Raw genomic sequence first — 15,459 nt, forward strand, 5'->3', positions numbered from 1 at the left:
GCCGTCGCCACACCGCCTGGCGATACTGGCCCCGTCGCTTCGTCGCGACACTCTCTCCAGGAGTCGGTTCCACCGCCGGGTCGGCGGTGAGAACACAAGGCCGGCCGCTGCGCCGGCCTTCTTTTTTTGTCCGGGTCAGACCCACCCGCGCGCGGCGAGCGAGCAGGGCGGGCCGTCGCCGACGACGAAGTGGTCGAGCAGGCGCACCTCGACCAGGGCCAGCGCCGATTTCAGGCGCGCGGTCACCGCGCGGTCGGCGGCCGAGGGCTCCGGGCTCCCGCTCGGGTGGTTGTGGCCGAGGATGACGGCGGCGGCGTTGTGGGCCAGGGCCTGCCGGACCACCTCGCGCGCATGCACCTCGGCGCCGTCGATCGTGCCGCGGAACAGCTCCTCGAACGCGACCACCCGGTGCCGGGTGTCGAGGTAGAGCACTGCGAAGACCTCGTGGCCGAGGCCGCGCAGGCGCCGGGCGAAGTAGTCGCCGGCGCGCTGCGGATCGCCGATCGCCTCGCCGCGCTCCAGGGCGGCGGCCAGGTGCCGGGTGCCCAGCTCCAGTGCGGCGGCGAGCGCGCAGGCGCGGGCCGGGCCGAGCCCGGGCAGGCGCGCCAGCGCCTTCGGCGGCAGGTCGAGCAGGGCGCGCAGCGGACCGTGCGCGCCGAGCAGGCGGCGCGCGGTGGCGACGGCATCCTCCCCGCGCAGGCCGGAGCCGAGGAAGATCGCCAGCAGCTCGGCGTCCGACAGCGCACCGCTGCCGCGCGCCAGGAGCTTCTCCCGCGGACGCTCGTCCGCCGGCCATTCGTGGATGTGCATGGCCACGAGTGTCGGCGCGGTCACCCGCGGCGGCGGCGGGAGTGGCGCGCGGCTGGAGTAAGCTGGCCGCCCTCCGGTACCTAGGAATCCGTCGTACGTGAGTGCCCTCGAGAACGCGCGCGTGCTGCTGTGCGTGGGCGGCGGGATCGCCGCCTACAAGTCCGCGGACCTGGTCCGTCGCCTGCAGGAGGCGGGCGCCGAGGTCCAGGTGGCGATGACCGACGGGGCGCAGCACTTCGTCGGCGCGGCGACCTTCCAGGCGCTCTCGGGACGGCCGGTGCGCACGACCCTGTGGGACGCGCAGGCCGAGGCGGCCATGGGCCACATCGAACTGGCGCGCTGGGCGACCCGGGTCGTGGTGGCGCCGGCGACGGCCGACCTGATCGCGCGCCTGGCCCACGGCCTCGCCGACGATCTGGTCACCACCCTGTGCCTGGCGACGGTCGCGCCGATCGCGGTGGTGCCGGCGATGAACAACCGCATGTGGCTGCATCCGGCCACGCAGGCCAACGTCGGCCTGCTGCGCGGGCGCGGCGTCGCCGTCCTCGGCCCCGACGACGGCAGCCAGGCCTGCGGCGAGTTCGGGCCCGGGCGGCTGATGGAGCCGCCGGCGATCGTCGCCGCGCTGGCGCAGGCCGCGACGGCGGGCCGGGACGATCCGCCGCTGCTGTCCGGCCGCAGGGTCGTGGTCAGCGCCGGCCCGACCTACGAGGACATCGACCCGGTGCGCTACCTGGGCAACCGCAGCTCCGGGAAGATGGGCTTCGCCCTGGCCGCGGCCGCGCACGCGATGGGCGCCGAGGTGGTGCTGGTCGCAGGTCCGGTGCAGCTGCCGACGCCGGCGGGCGTGACCCGCGTCGACGTGCGTTCGGCCGCGCAGATGCGCGCGGCGGTGCTGGAGGCGGTCGGCGAGGGAGCCGACCTCTACGTCGGTGCGGCCGCGGTGGCCGACTACGCGCCGACGCAGGGCGCCGACCACAAGCTCAAGAAGTCGAGCCCGACCCTGACCCTGGAGCTCGCGCGCACGCCCGACATCCTCGCCGAGGTCGCGCAGCGCGCGCCGCGGCCGCGGCTGGTGGTGGGCTTCGCCGCCGAGACCCACGACCTCGCCGCCTATGCACGCGGCAAGCTCTACGCCAAGCAGGTGGACCTGATCGCCGCGAACCTCGTCGGTGGTGGCGACAGCGCCTTCGAGGGCGAGCACAACGCGCTGCACGTGTTCTGGCCCGAGGGCGAGACCGAGATCGCGCGCGCGCCCAAGCCGGTGGTGGCCCGCCGCCTGCTGGCCCTGCTGGCCGAACGCCTGGGGGCGGCGCCATGAGCAGCGCCCATCGCATCGACCTCAAGGTGCTGGACCCGCGCCTCGGCCGCGACTTCCCGCTGCCCGACTACGCCACCGCGCAGTCGGCCGGCCTGGACCTGCGCGCGATGCCGGAGGCCGAATACGAGCTCGCCGCAGGCGCGACCGCGCTGCTGCCGACCGGGCTGGCCATCCACATCGGCGACCCGGCGCTCTGCGCCACCATCCTGCCGCGCTCCGGGCTCGGCCATAAGCACGGGATCGTGCTCGGCAACCTGGTCGGGCTGATCGATGCCGACTACCAGGGCCCGCTGATGGTGAGCGTCTGGAACCGCAGCGATACGCCGTTTACGATCGCGCCAGGGGACAGGATCGCGCAGCTGGTGCTGCTGCCTGTGGCGCGCGCGGCGTTCCGCGTCGTGGAATCGTTCGAGGGCAGCGCGCGCGGCGAAGGCGGCTTCGGCCACACCGGCGTGCGCTAACGGGGAGAGTCGATGAGCGGGACGGACGTGCGGGCGATGTTCGCCTCGCTGGGTGGTGCGATGGATCGCCTGTTGCCGCTGTTCGCGGTGATCGCGCTGGGGCTGGCGGTGGTGTTCGCGCTCGACGGCTGGCAGCAGGGCACCGCCGAGCGCAAGGCGGAGCAGGTGCACGCCGCGCGCGATCGCGCCGTGCAGGCGCTGGCCGCGCGGATCGAGGCCGAGCGCGCCCGCTTCGCCGAGCATGCCGAACGCGCGGCCGTGGCCGCCTCGCTCGCCGGGGACGACCGCGATGCCGCCGGCATCGCCTTCGCCCGCGACTGGCCCGATGCCGACGTCGAGATGCTGTCGCCCGACCTGTCGGTCGCCTATTCCGACCCGGCCACCTTCGGCTTCAGCAAGCTGGCGCTGCTGGAAGCGGCGCTGGCCGACAACGGCCTGCGGGCGGCGGTGGTGAAGGATGGCGCCGACCTGCAGTTCGCGCTCGCCGGCCCGCTGCTCGCCGAGGGCGCGGTGCGGGCGCTGGCGTATGTCCGCCTGCCGCTCGCGACGCTGGAGTTCCCCGCGACCGTGCCGGGCAACGGGTACCTGGCGCTGCGCCAGCGCGCCTTCACCGTGCGGACGGCCGGCGATGCCGGGCTGGCCGCCTACGCCGAGAGCGCCGCGGCGCCGGTGGGCGAGACCGGGCTGCGGGTCGCGGCCGCGGCGCCGGCCGCGGTGAGCGGCTATCTCGGCCTGGGCCGGCTGCCGGAGTTCGTGCTCGCCGGCGCGCTGGCGCTGGCGGGCATCGCCCTCCTGGTCGGCCGCCGCAAGGTCGCACGACGCCGCGGCGCCCGCCGCGAAGTCGCCTCGCCGACGCTCGCGGAGGCGCTCGCGCAGGAGCCGACCGGCGCCGATGCGAAGCCGGCGGCGCCGGGGGCGCGGCCCGAGCGTCCGGTGTCGCGCGGCCTGGTGGCGCTGGATCCGGGCATCTTCCGCGCCTACGACATCCGCGGCGTGATCGGGCGCAGCCTGGATGCCGGCATCGCCCGCCAGATCGGCCAGGCGATCGGCACGGTGATGCAGGAGCAGGGCCTGCGCGAGATCGTGGTCGGCCGTGACGGGCGCAGCTCCAGCCCGTCGCTGTCCGACGCGCTGATCGAGGGCCTGCGCCTGGCCGGGCGCGACGTCATCGATATCGGCCAGGCGCCGACGCCGGTGGCCTACTTCGCCGCCTACCACCTGCGCACCGGCTCCGCGGTGGCCGTCACCGGCAGCCACAACCCGCCCGACTACAACGGCTTCAAGATCGTGCTCGGCGCCGAGACCCTGGCCGGCGAGGCCATCGCCGACCTCCACGCGCGGATCGCCGGCGACGCCCTGCATACCGCCGAGACCCAGGGCGGGCTGCAGTTCCGCAACGTCGCCGACGACTACCTCAACCGCATCGCCGGCGACGTGCTGCTGGAGCGGCCGCTGCGGGTAGTGGTCGATGCCGGCAGCGGCGTGGCCGGGGCGATCGCCCCGCGCGTGCTGGAGGCGATCGGTGCCGAGGTGGAGCCGCTGTACTGCGAGGTCGACGGCAGCTTTCCGCACCATCATCCCGATCCGAGCGACCCGGCCAACCTCGCCGACCTGATCGAGAACGTGAAGCTGCAGGACGCCGACCTCGGCATCGCCTTCGACGGCGACGGCGACCGCCTCGGCGTGGTCACCCGGCGCGGCGACATCGTCTATCCCGACCACCTGCTGATGCTGTTCGCCGCCGACGTGCTCGAGCGCAACCCCGGCGCCGCGGTGATCTACGACGTCAAGTGCAGCGGCGTGCTGAGCGGCCACATCCTGCGCAGCGGCGGCAGCCCGCTGATGTGGAAGACCGGGCATTCGCTGGTCAAGGCCAAGATGCGCGAGACCGGCGCCGAGCTCGCCGGCGAGATGAGCGGCCACTTCTTCTTCAAGGAACGCTGGTACGGCTTCGACGACGGCATCTACGCGGCGGCGCGCCTGCTGGAGATCATCGCCGCGCAGGACCGTGCGGCCGAGGCGCTGTTCGACGAGCTGCCGCAGCGCGTGGCCACGCCGGAGATCAAGGTCGAGACGCCGGAAGGCGCCAACCACGCCTTCATCGAACGCTTCCGCGAGCAGGCGGCGTTCGAAGGTGCGCGGGTGTCGACCATCGACGGCGTGCGCGCCGACTGGCCGGACGGGTTCGGGCTGATCCGCGCTTCCAACACCATGCCGGTGCTGGTGCTGCGGTTCGACGCCGCCGACGCCGCGGCGCTGGAGCGGATCCAGTCCGCGTTCGCGGAGCAGATCCACGCGCTGGACCCGGAGCTGGCGCTGCCGTTCTGAGGCCTTCGGCGCGGATCGCGCCGGAGGCCGTGCCGGCGTGCCGTGTCAGCTGTCGGAGGAGGCCTGCGCGGCGCCGTCGCGCAGCTCGCGGTAGCGCGCGACGGTGTCGCGGTACTCGAGATCGAGCGCGGCCTGTTCGGTCTCGCGGTCGTGCAGGGCCGCGAGCTGCTGGTCGAGCTGCTCGCGCTGCGCGCGCAGCGATTCCAGGGTCTTGACGTTCACCGGCTTGCCGGCCAGCTCCAGGTCGGCGGCGTGGCCGAGCAGGCTGTTGAGGCTCTGGCGCTGCGCGTCGATGCCGATGCGCGTGGCCTTGAGCGTCTCCGCCAGCAGCGCGGCGCGCTCGTCGTAGGCGCGGCGCAGGTCGTCCTCGCTGGGATACGAGCCCAGCAGCACGTCGTCGCGCTGGCGCACCGCATCCTCGCTGGCGGCCTCCGCGGCGCGGCGGGCCTGCTCGGCGGCCAGCGCGGTGCGTTCCTCCTCGGTCAGCGCACGGTCGACCTCGCCGACCGCCAGGCCGCTGGTGAAGCTGATCTCGCGCCGCGCGCGGTCGATCTCCTCGGGCGGGAGATGATCGCTGTAGTGCACCTCCCCGGCCTCGTCGACCCAGCGGTAGAGCTTCTGGTCGGCCGCGGACGCGGCGCCGGCAGCGAGGGCGAGGGCGATGCAGGTGGCGATGGTGCGCATGGATGGACCGGCTCCGTAGGACGTGATGGCGCTCAGGCGCTGCCGTACTCGGCACGATACGCGAGCAGGCGATCGCGGTGCTCGGCGAGCTCGGGCCGCTCGTCGGCGTAGGCCAGCAGCGCGTCGAGACCGGCCACCGCGACCACCGGCACGCCGAACTCGGCGGTCACTTCCTGCGCGGCGGAGCGCGTCCCGGCCTGGCCGCGCTCCTGGCGGTCGAGCGCGATCAGCACGCCGCAGGGCGTGCCGCCGGCCGCGGCGATGGTCGCGATCGCCTCGCGGATGGCGGTGCCGGCGGTGATCACGTCGTCGACGATCAGCACCCGGCGCCCCTCGAGCGGCGCGCCGATCAGCATGCCGCCCTCGCCGTGCACCTTGGCTTCCTTGCGGTTGAAGGCGAGCGGCACGTCGCGGCCGTCGGCCGCCAGCGCCACGCCCAGCGCGGTGGCGAGCGGGATGCCCTTGTAGGCGGGGCCGAACAGCACGTCGAAGCCGAGGCCGGAGGCCAGCAGCGCATCGGCGTAGCAGCGTCCCAGCACCGCCTGCGCCAGGCCCGAGTCGAAGCGCCCGGCGTTGAAGAAGTAGGGGCTGATGCGCCCGGACTTGAGCGTGAACTCGCCGAAGCGCAGGACGTCGCGCGCAAGGGCGAGATCGAGGAAACGGCGCTGATGGTCGCGCACGAGGATCCTTGGGTGGCGGCGGGAGCCGAAGATTGTGCCGACTGCCGGCGCGGGCGTCAGGTGGTGCGCCGCGGATAGGTGTGCCGACGTGCAGCGCGTAAGCTTGCCGGCACCTCCGACGCCATACCCGTGCATGCGCATCATCAGCTTCAACGCCAACGGCCTGCGCTCGGCCGCAAGCAAGGGCTTCTTCGACTGGTTCGCGCAGCAGGACGCCGACGTCCTCTGTGTGCAGGAGACCAAGGCGCAGGAACACCAGCTGCGCGTGCCCGACTACCTGCCGTCCGGCTACACCGCCTACTTCCGCGACGCGACCACCAAGAAGGGCTACAGCGGCGTGGCGATCTACGCCCGCCGCGAACCGGACGAGGTGCGTACCGCGCTGGGCCGGCCCGGGTTCGACGAGGAAGGGCGCTACATCGAGGCGCGCTGGGGCAACCTCAGCGTGGTCTCGTTCTACATTCCCTCCGGCTCGTCCGGCGAGGTCCGGCAGGCCTACAAGTTCGAGATCATGGCCTGGCTGCGGCCGATCCTCGACACGTGGCTCGCCAGCGGGCGCGACTACGTCCTGTGCGGCGACTGGAACATCGTCCGCAGCGAACTCGACATCCGCAACTGGAAGTCGAACCAGAAGAATTCCGGCTGCCTGCCGCCCGAGCGCGACTGGCTCAACGGCCTGTGCGCCGACAACGGCTGGGTCGACGCCTACCGCGCGCTCAACCCCGAGGGGCAGGACTACACCTGGTGGTCGGCGCGCGGCGCGGCGCGCGCCAACGACGTCGGCTGGCGCATCGACTACCAGCTGGTGACGCCGTCGCTGCGCGATCGCCTGGCCGGCTGCGCGATCCACCCGAGCCCGCGCTTCTCCGACCACGCCCCGTTCGCGGTGGACTACGCGGAATGAGCGACGGCGCCACCGAGCCGGCTCCCGTTTCCTACAAGGGCTGGCGCGGGATCCGGCGCGCCTTCGGCACGCCCTCGGCCTTCGTGATGCTGCTGCTCGGGTTCGGCTCCGGCCTGCCGTTCCTGCCGATCGCGTCGATGACGCTGTCGACGCGGCTGCGCGACGACGGCCTCGACCTCGGCAGCATCGGCCTGATCAGCCTGGCGAGCTTCTTCTACCTGCTGAAGTTCCTGTGGGCGCCGCTCATCGACCGCTACGCGTTCCCGCTGACGGCCTTCCTCGGGCGCCGGCGCTCGTGGCTGCTGGCCTCGCAGCTGGTGGTCGGTGCGAGCCTCGCCGCGCTGGCGCTGGTGCGGCCGGACCTGGGCGTGGGCAGCCTGGTCGGCTGGGTCCTGGTCGGCTCCTTCGCCGGCGCCACTCAGGACTCCGCAGTGGACGCCTACCGCATCGAGATCGCACCGGCCTCGGCGCAGGCGGCACTGGCGGCGACCTACACGCTCGGCTACCGCATCGGCCTGATCCTCGCCGGCGCCGGCGCGCTCTATCTCGCCGAATTCCGCGGCTGGACCGCCGCCTATCTCGGCATCGCGCTCCTGATGCTGCTGCCCGTCGTCGCCACGCTGGTGTGTCGCGAGCCGGTCGCGCCGGAGGCGACGGTGGAGCGGCGGATCGACGTCATCGGCGCCTTCTGGCAGCCGTTCACGAGCTTCTTCTCGCGCAACGGCCTGGCGCTCGGTTTGGTGCTGCTCGCCTTCGTCGGCCTGTTCAAGTTCCCCGACCAGGTCATCGGCGTGATGGCGGGGCCGTTCTATCTCGACGCCGGCTACAGCAAGGCCGACATCGCGACGGTGTCCAAGCTCTACGGCATCTGGCTCGGCATCGGCGGCGCCTTCCTCGGCGGCGTGGGCGTGGCCGCGTTCGGATTCCGGCGCATGCTGCTGCTGGCAGTGGTTGGCGTGGCGCTCTCCAATCTCGCCTTCCTGCTGATGGCGAGGTTCCCGTCGGAGCTGTGGGCGTTCTACGCGGCGATCACCGCCGACAACCTGTTCCAGGGCTTCGCCGGCACGGTGCTGGTGGCCTTCATGTCGTCGCTCACCGACCGCAACTTCACCGCGACCCAGTACGCGCTGCTGGTGTCGCTGGCGAACCTGCCGGGCAAGTTCGTCGGCGGTGTCTCCGGCTACATCGTGGAGGCGACGTCCTACGGCATGTTCTTCCTCTCCAGCGCGCTGACCGTGGTGCCTGCGCTGCTGCTGCTGGGCTGGCTGTGGCCGCGGATCGCGGAGTCGCAGGCGCCGCCGGCTGCGGGAGCCGCGGCGCTTCCCCCACACTGAGCTGCTGCGGCGCGCGCTGCGCACCGGGTGCCGGCCGCGCTACCTTTCGCTGGCCCGGCGCGTCGCGCGCGGGAACGACACCGGAGTGCGCCCATGGCCGACATCCTGCTGCGCGACATCGATCCGGAGATGGCCGAGCGCATCAAGGCGATGGCGCGCGAGCGCGACTGGCCGATCCACGACGTGATCCTGCACCTGCTGCGGCAGGGGCTGGGCATGGCCGCGCCGCTGCCGCCGATGCCCGGCGACATCGCGCGCCTCGGCGGCGCCTGGGACGACTCCGAGGCGCGCGCCTTCGACGAGGCGATGCGCGCCCTGCGCGCACTGCCCGGCGAGCGCTGACCCCAGCTCAGGCGCGATGGATGGCGCCGAGGATGCGCGGACCGGCGGCCCCGGTGACCTCCGGCCGATTGCCCGCGCGACCCGCCAGCGTCTCGCGCGCCAGCCAGGCGAAGCCCATCGCCTCCACGAAATCCGGATCGATGCCGAGGCTGGCGGTCGATGCGACGTCGATGCCCGGAAGATAGGCTTCGAGTGCCTCGACCAGCGTCCGGTTGTGCACGCCGCCGCCGCAGACGAGCAGGGTCCTGGTGTGGGCCTGAGCGTCCAGTAGCGCAGCGGCGACGGTGATTGCACTGAACGAGCAGAGCGTCGCCTGTACGTCGACCGGTGCCGGGGCAGAGCGCAGGCGCCCCAGATGTGCATCCAGCCACCCCAGGTGATAGCGGTCGCGACCCGTGCTCTTGGGCGGCGGCATCGTGAGCCACGGGTCGTCGAGCATCTGTTCGAGCAGGTCGTTGTGGAGCTTGCCCTGCGCCGCCCAGGCGCCGCCCGCGTCGAACGGCGTCCCCCGGTGGCGCAGGCACCAGGCGTCCATCAGGCCGTTCGCCGGGCCGGTGTCGAAGCCGCGCACCGGGCCGGTATGCGGCAGCAGGGTCAGGTTGGCGATGCCGCCGAGGTTGAGCACGGCGCGGTCGTCCGCGCTCGAGCCCAGCGCTGCGGCGTGGAAGGCCGGCATCAGCGGCGCGCCCTGGCCGCCCGCGGCGACGTCGCGGCGGCGGAAGTCGGCCACCGTGTCGATGCCGGTACGCTCGGCGACGACCGCCGCGTCGCCGACCTGCATGCTGAAGGGGCGTTCGCCGTGCGGACGATGGCGCAGCGTCTGGCCGTGCGAGCCGATCGCCGCGACCGCGCCGGGCGCGACGCCCGCGCGCTCCAGCACGGCGCGTGCGGCGGCCGCGAAGGCGTGCCCGATCGCGACGTCGAGCTGCCCCAGCGTATCCAGGTCGACCCGCGCCGCCTCCTGCGAGTAGGCCAGGATCTCCTCGCGCAACGCATCCGGATACGGGGTGGTGCCGGCGGCGACGAGTTCGGGCGCGTCCCGTGCGAAGCGCACCAGGGCGGCGTCGATGCCGTCGGCGCTGGTGCCGGAGATGAGCCCGAGGTAGAGCTGCTGGGAGGCGGTCTGCATGGCGGATCCGGGGCCGGAAACGACGGCGGGCCGGCAATGCCGGCCCGCAGGTGTCTTGAGGCGTGTTGCGTCTATTGCCGCTGGACGGCGCCTGCGGCCTCGGCCGAGGCGAGACGGCGTCCGTCGAGGGCGTCGAGCTGCGCCAGCGCCGGTGCGCTCTGCGCCTTGAACTGCGCCATCATCGCGCCCTTGAGCGGCTCCGGCGGCGGCAGCGTGACCGTGGTCGGGTCCTTGTGCACGCCCTTGACCCGGAATTCGTAGTGCAGGTGCGGCCCGGTGGCGAGGCCGGACATGCCGACGTAGCCGATCACCTCGCCCTGGCTCACGCGCTGGCCGGTCCGGAACCTGCCGAGCCGCGACATGTGCCCGTACAGCGTGGTGTTGCCGTTGCCGTGGTCGAGGATGATCGTGCGGCCGTAGCCGCGCTGGTTGCCGGCGAAGCTCACCCGCCCGTCGCCGGCCGCGCGGATCGGCGTGCCGGTGGCGGCGGCGTAGTCGACGCCCTTGTGCGCGCGCATCTTGCCGAGGATGGGATGCATGCGCCCGCTGGAGAAGCGCGAGCTGATCCGGGTGTACTCCACCGGCATGCGCAGGAAGCTCTTCTTCAGCGGCCGGCCGTCGGCGGTGTAGTACTCGGTCTTGCCGTCGTGCTCGAAGCGCACCGCCGTGTAGCGCTTGCCGCGGTTGGTGAAGCTCGCGGCGACGATGTCGCCCGAACGCAGGCGCTCGCCTTCGCGCCAGACCTCATCGTAGACCACGGTGAAGTGGTCGCCTTCGCGCAGGTCCTGGGTGAAGTCGATGTCGTAGGAGAAGACGTTGGCCATCGTGTTGACCACGTTCTGCGAGACGCCGGCGCGGTTGGCCGCGGCGTAGAGGGAGCTGGTGATCTCGCCGCTGGCGACCTGGGTGCGATGCTCGAGGGCGCGCTTGGTCACCGTCTCGTGCACGCCATCGGTGTCCAGCACCAGCTCGACGTGCTCGTCCTCCCCGCGGGCGAAGCGCAGCGCGCGCAGCTCGCCCGGCTCGGGCATGTCGAAGGCGAATTCGTCGCCGATGCGTACGTGCGTCAGCGCATCGCGAGCGCCCTCGTGCTGCAGGAGCTGGTGGAGCGTGTTCGCGGAGAGGCCGAGATCGGAGAACACCGCTCCCATCGTCTGCCCCTTGCCGATCTGCACGGTGCGCCAGCTGTCGACCGGGGCCTGCGGCTCCAGTGCGGCGACCTCGATGGTCGGTGCGATGCGCGAGGGCAGGGGCAGCGAGATCGCGCGGGTCACCGGCTCCTCGCTGCGCGGCGCGATGCCGCCGGAGAAGCCGGGCACGATCATCGCGACCAGCACGCCGACGCTGCCGACCAGGCTCGCCATGGTCCAGTGCTCGCGCCGCCAGCGGCCGCGGAAGGCCGGCAGAGCGGTGGGAGACAATCGCATACCCTTCGTCGAGGGCCTGATCGCTGCAGTGGCGCGCGCAGCGGCGCCGTGATCGAAGGAGTTGCGTTCGGTCACCGGAAGTCCTGGGTGAAGGCGATGTGCCCGGTACCATACCGGCGCTCAAGAGGCAGCGTCAAACCCTTGTCTGGCCTCGAAATTTTCTGCGACGCACTTCACTTTCGGTTAACCCCTTCTTAACCTTGCGTCACGTATCCGAAGACAATTCCTTCATGACGAACGAACTGCAGCAGGCGCTGGAACAGATCGGCCGCGGCGCCCACGACATCATCAAGCGCGATGCGCTGAAGGAGCGACTGGCGCTGGGGCGTCCGTTGCGCATCAAGGCCGGCTTCGATCCGACCGCGCCCGACCTGCACCTGGGCCACACGGTGCTCCTCAACAAGATGCGGCAGTTCCAGGACCTCGGCCACACCGTCGTATTCCTGATCGGCGACTTCACCGGGATGATCGGCGACCCGACCGGCAAGAACGCCACCCGCAAGCCGCTGACCCGCGCGGACGTCGAGGCCAACGCGCGCACCTATGCGGACCAGGTGTTCAAGGTGCTCGACCGCGACAGGACCGAGCTGCGCTTCAACTCGGAGTGGTTCGACGGGATGAAGGCGGCCGACATGATCCGCCTTGCGGGCCAGCTCACCGTCGCCCGCATGCTCGAGCGCGACGACTTCGCCAAGCGCTTCCACGGCCAGCAGCCGATCGCGATCCACGAGTTCCTCTACCCGCTGGTGCAGGGCTACGACTCGGTTGCGCTGCGGGCCGACGTGGAACTCGGCGGCACCGACCAGACCTTCAACCTGCTGATGGGGCGCGCGCTGCAGGAACACTGCGGCCAGCCGCCGCAGATCGTGCTGACCATGCCCCTGCTGGAAGGGCTCGACGGCGTCCACAAGATGTCCAAGTCGCTCGGCAACTACATCGGCATCGACGAGCCGGCGATCGACATCGTCACCAAGACCATGAAGATCGGCGACGCGCTGATGTGGAAGTGGTTCGAGCTGCTGAGCTTCGAGGTCTCGCTCGCCGAGCTCGACTTGCTGAAGAAGGAGGTCGACGCTGGCGGGCTCAACCCGCGCGACGTCAAGCTGCGCCTGGCGCGCGAGCTGGCGGCGCGCTTCCAGGGCGCGGCTGCGGCGGAGCTCGCGGTCGCCGGCTGGCACGCGGTGGTGCGCGGACAGGGCGACACCGCGCAGCTGCCCGTCAGCGAGGTCGCCGTCCCGACGGACGGCCTACGCCTGCCGGCGCTCCTCGTCGCGGCGGGTCTGGCCGCCAGCAACTCCGAGGCGGTCCGCAAGCTGCGGGAGCGTGCGGTTCGCGTCGACGGCGGGGTGGTCGAGGATCCGCAGCGTGTCCTCGGACCCGGCTTCGAGGGCGTGCTGCAGATCGGCAAGCGCAACTTCGCGCGGGTCCGGCTGCGGGTCTCCTGAGCGCGCCGTGCCGGGTTCAGGAAAAAGTTCAAGAAAGCGCTTCCAAATCGTCGTCGGGCTCCTGTAAGATGCGCGGCCCGCTGAGGCGAGGCGCACGAAACGGCGCCGACCCGAAAGCGGCCAGCGCAGGGCGCTGGTCCGGTCGCTTGCTGACACATGAAGCGATCGGGTGACGAAGAAACATTTTCGTCACAGGGTGTTGACGAGCCGCCAACCTCATGTATGATGAGCGGCTCACCGGGGCGAGACACTCCGGTCCGGAGCGGGAAGCGAGATGCTCCCAAGTGGTTGTTCCGGAAGATCTTTGACAGTGTGCGCAGGTGACTTGTGCGGGCGTCTGGCGGATGGATGAATCGTCCATCTTGCAGAGCTCGACCAAGTCGACAACAGCAACGTCAATACTTTTCAGTTTTGACCGAGATGAGTCGCTGGAAAAGCTTTGCAGTGTAGAGCTTTAAGCTTTAACTGAAGAGTTTGATCCTGGCTCAGAGTGAACGCTGGCGGCAGGCCTAACACATGCAAGTCGAACGGCAGCACAGGGGAGCTTGCTCCCTGGGTGGCGAGTGGCGGACGGGTGAGGAATGCATCGGAATCTGCCCAGTCGTGGGGGATAACGTAGGGAAACTTACGCTAATACCGCATACGACCTGAGGGTGAAAGTGGGGGCTCGCAAGACCTCACGCGATTGGATGAGCCGATGCCGGATTAGCTAGTTGGTGGGGTAAAGGCCCACCAAGGCGACGATCCGTAGCTGGTCTGAGAGGATGATCAGCCACACTGGGACTGAGACACGGCCCAGACTCCTACGGGAGGCAGCAGTGGGGAATATTGGACAATGGGCGCAAGCCTGATCCAGCCATGCCGCGTGTGTGAAGAAGGCCTTCGGGTTGTAAAGCACTTTTGTACGGGAAGAAAAGCGTCGGGTTAATACCCTGGCGTCATGACGGTACCGTAAGAATAAGCACCGGCTAACTTCGTGCCAGCAGCCGCGGTAATACGAAGGGTGCAAGCGTTACTCGGAATTACTGGGCGTAAAGCGTGCGTAGGCGGTTTGTTAAGTCAGATGTGAAAGCCCCGGGCTCAACCTGAGAATTGCATTTGATACTGGCGAGCTAGAGTGTGGTAGAGGGTGGTGGAATTCCCGGTGTAGCGGTGAAATGCGTAGAGATCGGGAGGAACATCCGTGGCGAAGGCGGCCACCTGGACCAACACTGACGCTGAGGCACGAAAGCGTGGGGAGCAAACAGGATTAGATACCCTGGTAGTCCACGCCCTAAACGATGCGAACTGGACGTTGGGCTCAACTAGGAGCTCAGTGTCGAAGCTAACGCGTTAAGTTCGCCGCCTGGGGAGTACGGTCGCAAGACTGAAACTCAAAGGAATTGACGGGGGCCCGCACAAGCGGTGGAGTATGTGGTTTAATTCGATGCAACGCGCAGAACCTTACCTGGCCTTGACATCCACGGAACTTTCCAGAGATGGATTGGTGCCTTCGGGAACCGTGAGACAGGTGCTGCATGGCTGTCGTCAGCTCGTGTCGTGAGATGTTGGGTTAAGTCCCGCAACGAGCGCAACCCTTGTCCCTAGTTGCCAGCACGTAATGGTGGGAACTCTAGGGAGACTGCCGGTGACAAACCGGAGGAAGGTGGGGATGACGTCAAGTCCTCATGGCCCTTACGGCCAGGGCTACACACGTACTACAATGGTCGGTACAGAGGGTTGCCAACCCGCGAGGGGGAGCCAATCCCAGAAAACCGATCTCAGTCCGGATTGGAGTCTGCAACTCGACTCCATGAAGTCGGAATCGCTAGTAATCGCAGATCAGCATTGCTGCGGTGAATACGTTCCCGGGCCTTGTACACACCGCCCGTCACACCATGGGAGTGGGTTGCTCCAGAAGTAGCTAGTCTAACCTTCGGGAGGACGGTTACCACGGAGTGATTCATGACTGGGGTGAAGTCGTAACAAGGTAGCCGTATCGGAAGGTGCGGCTGGATCACCTCCTTTTGAGCATGACGGTCTTTCGTCCGTCGGGCGCCCGCACAAGACACCTGCATCCAGAGAAGACGAGCGAAGCCGAAGCGCTTTGCTGGTCGGTTGCCGTCGCATGACGGGGCCATAGCTCAGCTGGGAGAGCACCTGCTTTGCAAGCAGGGGGTCGTCGGTTCGATCCCGACTGGCTCCACCACGGCGAGACACGCATTGGGTCTGTAGCTCAGGTGGTTAGAGCGCACCCCTGATAAGGGTGAGGTCGGTGGTTCGAGTCCTCCCAGACCCACCACTCTGGATGTAGCGCACACGCACGATTTGAAAGCAGTCCGGCGCTGAAGCCGCGGCTGTGTTCTTTGAAAATTTGGGATGTAGCGAGCGTTTGAGACGAGAAGTCGACCAAACGTGTCGTAGAGGCTAAGGCGGGCCCTTCGAGGGCCTAACATTTGAAGTTGTCGTTGATATTCGCTCCTGCAGACGACTGCAGGGATCATCGATGGCCCCGAGGCGACTTGGGGTTATAGGGTCAAGCGAATAAGCGCACACGGTGGATGCCTTGGCGGTCAGAGGCGATGAAGGACGTGGCAGCCTGCGAAAAGCATCGG

Annotated in this window: 12 protein-coding genes, 2 tRNA genes and 2 rRNA genes; 11 read left to right on the top strand and 5 right to left on the bottom strand. The window is 69.8% G+C overall.

The window, feature by feature from the left end:
* Positions 1-135 precede the first annotated feature (135 nt).
* On the bottom strand, positions 136-810 hold the full coding sequence (gene radC, locus KB893_RS17785; protein WP_211927412.1) for a RadC family protein: 675 nt from the start codon (positions 808-810) through the stop codon (positions 136-138).
* A gap of 97 nt (positions 811-907) precedes the next feature.
* On the opposite strand from radC, the gene coaBC reads away from it, so the two are divergent.
* The 3 genes from coaBC to KB893_RS17800 are packed head-to-tail and all read left to right on the top strand — an operon-like array spanning position 908 to position 4,920.
* Positions 908-2,131 carry a bifunctional phosphopantothenoylcysteine decarboxylase/phosphopantothenate--cysteine ligase CoaBC gene (gene coaBC / locus KB893_RS17790; RefSeq protein WP_338027002.1) on the top strand — a complete coding sequence of 408 codons (1,224 nt, stop codon included), beginning with the start codon at positions 908-910 and terminating at the stop codon, positions 2,129-2,131.
* On the top strand, positions 2,128-2,592 hold the full coding sequence (gene dut, locus KB893_RS17795; RefSeq protein WP_211927413.1) for a dUTP diphosphatase: 465 nt from the start codon (positions 2,128-2,130) through the stop codon (positions 2,590-2,592). The genes coaBC and dut overlap by 4 nt, the downstream gene beginning before the upstream one ends.
* A 12-nt stretch (positions 2,593-2,604) precedes the next feature.
* Positions 2,605-4,920, top strand: a complete 2,316-nt coding sequence (locus KB893_RS17800; protein ID WP_246505777.1) for a phosphomannomutase/phosphoglucomutase — start codon at positions 2,605-2,607, stop codon at positions 4,918-4,920.
* 45 nt (positions 4,921-4,965) lie between these two features.
* On the opposite strand, the gene KB893_RS17805 is transcribed toward KB893_RS17800, so the two are convergent.
* Together KB893_RS17805 and pyrE are read right to left on the bottom strand one after the other, a co-directional pair.
* Positions 4,966-5,604, bottom strand: a complete 639-nt coding sequence (locus KB893_RS17805) for a DUF4124 domain-containing protein (protein WP_213173959.1) — start codon at positions 5,602-5,604, stop codon at positions 4,966-4,968.
* 32 nt (positions 5,605-5,636) lie between these two features.
* Positions 5,637-6,284 carry an orotate phosphoribosyltransferase gene (gene pyrE, locus KB893_RS17810; RefSeq protein WP_211927593.1) on the bottom strand — a complete coding sequence of 216 codons (648 nt, stop codon included), beginning with the start codon at positions 6,282-6,284 and terminating at the stop codon, positions 5,637-5,639.
* 133 nt (positions 6,285-6,417) lie between these two features.
* On the opposite strand from pyrE, the gene KB893_RS17815 reads away from it, so the two are divergent.
* From KB893_RS17815 to KB893_RS17825, 3 genes are all read left to right on the top strand, one after another.
* Positions 6,418-7,188, top strand: a complete 771-nt coding sequence (locus KB893_RS17815; RefSeq protein WP_211927592.1) for an exodeoxyribonuclease III — start codon at positions 6,418-6,420, stop codon at positions 7,186-7,188.
* Positions 7,185-8,522 (top strand): AmpG family muropeptide MFS transporter, encoded by a 1,338-nt coding sequence (locus KB893_RS17820; RefSeq protein ID WP_213173960.1) that lies wholly within the window; start codon positions 7,185-7,187, stop codon positions 8,520-8,522. Before KB893_RS17815 ends, KB893_RS17820 begins: the two co-directional genes overlap by 4 nt.
* A gap of 93 nt (positions 8,523-8,615) precedes the next feature.
* Positions 8,616-8,864, top strand: coding sequence for a hypothetical protein (locus KB893_RS17825; protein WP_211927591.1), 249 nt, complete (start codon positions 8,616-8,618; stop codon positions 8,862-8,864).
* A gap of 7 nt (positions 8,865-8,871) precedes the next feature.
* Here the strand turns inward: KB893_RS17825 and KB893_RS17830 are convergent, their stop codons facing one another.
* Both KB893_RS17830 and KB893_RS17835 read right to left on the bottom strand, forming a co-directional pair.
* Entirely contained in the window at positions 8,872-9,993 is a 1,122-nt protein-coding gene (locus KB893_RS17830; RefSeq protein WP_211927590.1) for an anhydro-N-acetylmuramic acid kinase, read from the bottom strand.
* A gap of 71 nt (positions 9,994-10,064) precedes the next feature.
* Positions 10,065-11,420: a peptidoglycan DD-metalloendopeptidase family protein gene (locus KB893_RS17835; RefSeq protein WP_377731441.1), complete on the bottom strand. Its 1,356-nt coding sequence runs from the start codon at positions 11,418-11,420 to the stop codon at positions 10,065-10,067.
* 230 nt (positions 11,421-11,650) lie between these two features.
* On the opposite strand from KB893_RS17835, the gene tyrS reads away from it, so the two are divergent.
* The 5 genes from tyrS to KB893_RS17860 all read left to right on the top strand — a co-directional run.
* On the top strand, positions 11,651-12,865 hold the full coding sequence (gene tyrS / locus KB893_RS17840) for a tyrosine--tRNA ligase (RefSeq protein WP_211927588.1): 1,215 nt from the start codon (positions 11,651-11,653) through the stop codon (positions 12,863-12,865).
* Between the two features lie 462 nt (positions 12,866-13,327).
* Positions 13,328-14,872, top strand: a 16S ribosomal RNA gene (locus KB893_RS17845).
* A gap of 105 nt (positions 14,873-14,977) precedes the next feature.
* Positions 14,978-15,053: transfer RNA gene (locus tag KB893_RS17850), tRNA-Ala, on the top strand.
* Between the two features lie 16 nt (positions 15,054-15,069).
* Positions 15,070-15,146: transfer RNA gene (locus tag KB893_RS17855), tRNA-Ile, on the top strand.
* A 232-nt stretch (positions 15,147-15,378) separates the two neighbouring features.
* A 23S ribosomal RNA gene (locus tag KB893_RS17860) occupies positions 15,379-15,459 on the top strand; the annotation flags it as partial.

The organism is Coralloluteibacterium stylophorae, assembly GCF_018122625.2.
GTDB lineage: Bacteria > Pseudomonadota > Gammaproteobacteria > Xanthomonadales > Xanthomonadaceae > Coralloluteibacterium > Coralloluteibacterium stylophorae.

Excerpts from the sequence above, each read along its gene's own strand:
- radC (WP_211927412.1), bottom strand. The coding sequence starts at position 810 with ATGCACATCCACGAATGGCCGGCGGACGAGCGTCCGCGGGAGAAGCTC.
- dut (WP_211927413.1), top strand. The coding sequence starts at position 2,128 with ATGAGCAGCGCCCATCGCATCGACCTCAAGGTGCTGGACCCGCGCCTC.
- KB893_RS17800 (WP_246505777.1), top strand. The coding sequence starts at position 2,605 with ATGAGCGGGACGGACGTGCGGGCGATGTTCGCCTCGCTGGGTGGTGCG.
- KB893_RS17805 (WP_213173959.1), bottom strand. The coding sequence starts at position 5,604 with ATGCGCACCATCGCCACCTGCATCGCCCTCGCCCTCGCTGCCGGCGCC.
- KB893_RS17815 (WP_211927592.1), top strand. The coding sequence starts at position 6,418 with ATGCGCATCATCAGCTTCAACGCCAACGGCCTGCGCTCGGCCGCAAGC.
- KB893_RS17820 (WP_213173960.1), top strand. The coding sequence starts at position 7,185 with ATGAGCGACGGCGCCACCGAGCCGGCTCCCGTTTCCTACAAGGGCTGG.
- KB893_RS17825 (WP_211927591.1), top strand. The coding sequence starts at position 8,616 with ATGGCCGACATCCTGCTGCGCGACATCGATCCGGAGATGGCCGAGCGC.
- KB893_RS17830 (WP_211927590.1), bottom strand. The coding sequence starts at position 9,993 with ATGCAGACCGCCTCCCAGCAGCTCTACCTCGGGCTCATCTCCGGCACC.
- KB893_RS17835 (WP_377731441.1), bottom strand. The coding sequence starts at position 11,420 with ATGCGATTGTCTCCCACCGCTCTGCCGGCCTTCCGCGGCCGCTGGCGG.
- tyrS (WP_211927588.1), top strand. The coding sequence starts at position 11,651 with ATGACGAACGAACTGCAGCAGGCGCTGGAACAGATCGGCCGCGGCGCC.